We start from the raw sequence: 4,277 nt of genomic DNA, 5'->3' as shown, positions 1-4,277 counted from the left end.
CTTCCTGTCCTATGGCGTGGTCGGCCCGGTCGCCACCAAGATCAAGACGGTTCGCGAGAAGAAGAACCGCCTCTACATCATCGTCAAGCAGACGCTACTCGCCTACATGAACGGCGCCCTGCCGCAGGTCGCGATCGAGTTCGGCCGCAAGACCATCTCCTCCTATGAGCGCCCGACGATCGATGCCGTCGAGCAGAGCACCATGAATACGGGCGTCGCCGAGAAGAAGGCGGCCTGAGCATGCAGAACTTCAGCCAGGGCCGCATGCCGTCATGACCAGTCCGGGCAGCCCGTCGCAAACCCGGGCCTTGATCATCGAGCGTCTCGTCGGCGACAGCGGCGAGGCCGCGCAGGTGATCGGCGTCGGCCGCGGCATGGCCGAACGCTCGCTGCCGCTGCTGCAGAAAGCCCTTTCCGGCGACCTTGGCGCGCCGGTCACGGTCGACCTGCAAGCGGCGGAAGTGAGTCGTGTGCCTGATGCGCGCATCCGCGCCGGTGAAACCTTCGCCATGACCATCGTCTCCTCGCCGACCTCGGCCGACGCCATGACGCTGGTCATGGACGCGCCGGCGATCGCCGTCATGGTCAGCGCTCTGTTCGGCGGCGACCCGGACCAGCCGGTGGCGCCGATCGAGCGCGACCTGTCGCAGATCGAGACCGACGTCGCGACCAGCGTCTTCCAGGAGGTCGCAGTCGCGCTGAACGGATCGGACAGGCGCTCCCTAAACCTGCGCCTGCCAATCCCCCGGGCGATGTCCGGCAACGAGGCAAGACGGCGTGTGCTGCGCGATGGCGCGGCAGTCCGCATCGTCTACGGCATTTCGACGCCAACCGACACCGGCACGGTGACGGTGATGATCCCGCAGCGCATCCTTCTGGCGGCGCGCGGCGCCACCGCCGCTCAAGGCGGCGACCAGACGACGGAATTCGACTGGCGAGCCCGCTTCTCGGAGGAAGTGATGCGCTCGGCTGTTCGGCTAGAGGCCACCATGCCGCTCGCCCGGCTGACGCTTGGCGATCTCGCGGCCTTGCAGACCGGCCAGGTGATCGAGTTCGAGGAAAACGCGCAGTCGCAGGCCAAGCTCAGCGCGCGCGACAAGACGCTGTTTGTCTGCGAATTCGGCAAGCTCGGCCAGAATTACACGGTCCGCATCCGGCATCCTCACGATGCCGGGCAGGATTTTATCGACGGACTTATGCCCGGCTGAGGCCGGACCTGGGATTATTGGAGAAGAGGCATGGCAAAGACCAAGGTGGAAGCCGAACCCGATCAGCCGGACGAGCAGCTCGACCGCGCCATCGAGGAACTGCGCGGCGTGCTGCGGGAAGAGGAACAGCGTCCGGACGCCGCCCTCCAGGCAGGCGCCAATTCGTCGATCATCATGACGATCCCGGTCGATGTGCAGATCATCCTCGGCAGCACCGAAATGCCGGTGTCGGAGCTGATGGCATTGCAGAAAGGCTCGACCGTGGCACTCAACCGCCGCATCGGCGAGCCGGTCGACGTGGTCGTCAACGGCCGCAGAATTGCGCGCGGCGAGATCACCGTCCTGGAAAACGATCCGTCGCGCTTCGGCATCAGGCTCACCGAGATCATCGCCGCGACGAAGAGCGCGTAGAAATGGACAGCCAGAGCATCCACCGGCCGCGGAGCCAAGCATGATGACGTCATTGACGCTGACGCGCCCGCAAAAGGCTGCCGCCATCCTGGTGGCGATGGGCAAGCCCTCGGCCAGCCGGCTGCTCAAATTCTTCAAGCAGGAAGAGCTGAAGGCGCTGATCGAGGGCGCCCGCCTGCTGCGCACCATCCCGCAAGCCGATCTGGAACGCATCGTCGCGGAATTCGAGGCCGAGTTCACGGAGGGCGCCGGCCTGCTCGATTCGGCCGACCGGATGGACACGATCCTCAACGAATCGCTGTCGCCCGAGGAGATGAGCGCCATCATGGGCGACAAGAAACTCGAACCTGCTCCCGAGGGACCGCCGCCGATCTGGCCGGATCTCGAGAAGCTCGAGCCCGCGCGCCTCGGGACCTTCCTCGCCGGGGAACATCCGCAGACGGCGGCCATGGTGTTGTCGAAGCTCGCGTCGCAGGCCGCCGCCAACGTTCTGTTGACGATGGAAAAGCCGATACGCAGCCAGATCATCAAGCGCATGGTGACGATGGCCAACATTCCGGACGCAGCGACCAGGATCGTCGAGAGCCAGTTGCGCGCCAGCGTGCTTGCGCAGAAGGCGACCAAGGACACTTCGGCCGGCCAGGAGCGTGTCGCCAGCGTGCTCAACGAAATGGCCAAGCCCGAGCTCGACGAGCTCATGCAGGATCTGGAAGAGGCCGGCACGCCCGATCTCGCCGGCGTCAAGTCGCGGTTGTTTGCTTTCGACGACCTGCCGCTGCTTACCCAGAAGGCGCGCGTGCTGCTGTTCGACGGGCTGTCGACCGAGCTCGTCACGCTGGCGCTGCGCGGCGCGCCCGCGGCGCTCACCGAATCCGTGCTGTCGGCGATCGGCGCACGCTCACGCCGCATGATCGAGTCCGAGCTCGGGCAGGGATCGGAAGGCATTGCGCTGGCCGACATTATGGCGGCGCGCAAGACGATCGCCGTGGCGACCATCCGTCTGTCGCGGCAAGGAGCGTTCGAGCTTCCCTCGACGCAAAGCGCCGCCGAAGCGGCCTGACGACAGCAATACGGTCGGGTCACCATGGCTGAGGCGGTCGACAAGGATTCCAAAACCGAGGAAGCCACAGAGAAGAAGATCCGCGACACGATCGAACAGGGCAAGCTGCCCCATTCGCGCGAGACGGCGATCTTTGCCTCGTTCCTTGCCATTTTGGTGTTCGCGGTTTTTTACGCCAAGGATGCCGTCGTCGATCTTGGCATGTTCCTGTCGACGTTCCTGGAAAAGCCCGAAGCATGGCCGATGGACACCGAGACCGATGTCATCACGCTCTACGAGCAGGTCCTGATCGAGATCAGCCGCGCCGTCGTCAGCCTGCTGGTGCTGCTGGTGGTCGCCGGCATCGGTGCCTCGGTGTTCCAGAACATGCCGCAACTCGTCGGCGAGCGGATCAGGCCGCAACTGTCGCGCATTTCGATCGCCAAGGGTTGGAGCCGGCTGTTCGGTGTGCAGGGTTTCGTCGAATTCGGCAAGTCGCTGGCCAAGCTTGCCTTCGCCATCGCCGTGCTCGCCTTCACGCTGTCGGAGGATCATCGCAGGCTGCTTGCCGGCATGATCACCAATCCGGTGTCGTTCGGCATGGTCATCCGCGGCATCTTTGTCGACATATTGGTGTCGATCGTCTTCGTCATGGGGCTGATTGCGGTCGCCGACATCGTCTGGTCGCGCTTCCACTGGCGGCGCGATCTGCGCATGACCAAGCAGGAAGTGAAGGACGAGTTGAAGCAATCGGAAGGCGATCCGATCGTGAAGTCGCGCCTGCGCTCGCTGGCGCGCGACCGGGCGCGGCAGCGCATGATGACGGCGGTGCCACGCGCGACGCTCGTCATCGCCAATCCGACGCACTACTCCATCGCGCTGAAATATGTGCGCGAGGAGGATTCCGCTCCGGTCGTGCTCGCCAAGGGCCAGGACCTGGTGGCGCTGAAGATCCGCGAAATCGCCAGAGAGCACAACATCCCGATCTTCGAGGACGTGGCGCTTGCCCGCTCCATGTACAAGCAAGTTTCGGTTGATAGCGTGATCCCGTCGCAATTCTACCAGGCCGTCGCCGAGTTGGTGCGGATCGTCTACTCGAAGAAGGCCGTGCGCAGAGTACCCTCATGAACGGATGCTGCCTCTATCCATGAACCGGCAACCACACGCCAATTCACGCGAGCAGATCGTCGCCAGCGCCATCCAGGATGTAGTCGGCGAACTGCGCCTGATCGAGGTCGCCGACTATATCGCCTTCATCCGGCTGGAGCATTTCGCTTGCCTGTCGGACCTGGTGGACTCGGCCGCGGAACTCTACTTCCAGCCGGGCACGCTCAGGCTCGGCCATGGCGGCGAAGCGCATGTCGACTGGAGCGGCAGCCCGCGCATCGTGCTCGATCTCGAGCTTCGCCCGCGCGGCGTCACCGTCTACTTCCAGCTCACGCTGACCGAGCACGGGGCGTCCGTGGTCGTCAACTACGTGTCTTTCGAGAAGCCGGGCGAGACGCCGGAGCACAACACCGCCCTGCTGGAGGCCGCGATCGAGCAGGCCAGCATTCGGAAGACCGAGCCGCTCGCCTATCCTTGACGACAATTTGGGGCGTGTGGACGCTTGGCCTGAG

The 4,277-nt window shown here is 64.5% G+C and carries 5 protein-coding genes and 1 pseudogene; all 6 read left to right on the top strand.

Annotated features, from left to right (window positions below; translation table 11 throughout):
• Positions 1-238 (top strand): annotated as a pseudogene (locus EOA38_RS29335) (flagellar motor stator protein MotA); the annotation flags it as partial.
• Between the two features lie 34 nt (positions 239-272).
• Positions 273-1,208 (top strand): FliM/FliN family flagellar motor switch protein, encoded by a 936-nt coding sequence (locus EOA38_RS29330; RefSeq protein WP_127300876.1) that lies wholly within the window; start codon positions 273-275, stop codon positions 1,206-1,208.
• Between the two features lie 30 nt (positions 1,209-1,238).
• Complete coding sequence (gene fliN / locus EOA38_RS29325) at positions 1,239-1,619, top strand: flagellar motor switch protein FliN (protein ID WP_127300875.1); 381 nt, start codon at positions 1,239-1,241, stop codon at positions 1,617-1,619.
• Between the two features lie 40 nt (positions 1,620-1,659).
• Positions 1,660-2,679, top strand: a complete 1,020-nt coding sequence (locus EOA38_RS29320; protein WP_126092206.1) for a flagellar motor switch protein FliG — start codon at positions 1,660-1,662, stop codon at positions 2,677-2,679.
• Positions 2,680-2,703: 24 nt separating this feature from the next.
• On the top strand, positions 2,704-3,786 hold the full coding sequence (gene flhB, locus EOA38_RS29315; RefSeq protein ID WP_127300874.1) for a flagellar biosynthesis protein FlhB: 1,083 nt from the start codon (positions 2,704-2,706) through the stop codon (positions 3,784-3,786).
• A gap of 19 nt (positions 3,787-3,805) precedes the next feature.
• A complete protein-coding gene (locus EOA38_RS29310; protein WP_127300873.1) occupies positions 3,806-4,243 on the top strand; it encodes a hypothetical protein in 438 nt (145 codons plus the stop codon).
• Positions 4,244-4,277 lie beyond the last annotated feature (34 nt).

Origin of the sequence: Mesorhizobium sp. M1E.F.Ca.ET.041.01.1.1, assembly GCF_003997355.1 — a bacterium.
In the GTDB taxonomy this organism is placed as follows: domain Bacteria; phylum Pseudomonadota; class Alphaproteobacteria; order Rhizobiales; family Rhizobiaceae; genus Mesorhizobium.
Note: the sequence above shows the minus strand (reverse complement) of the source record. Positions and strands in the feature narration are given on the sequence as shown.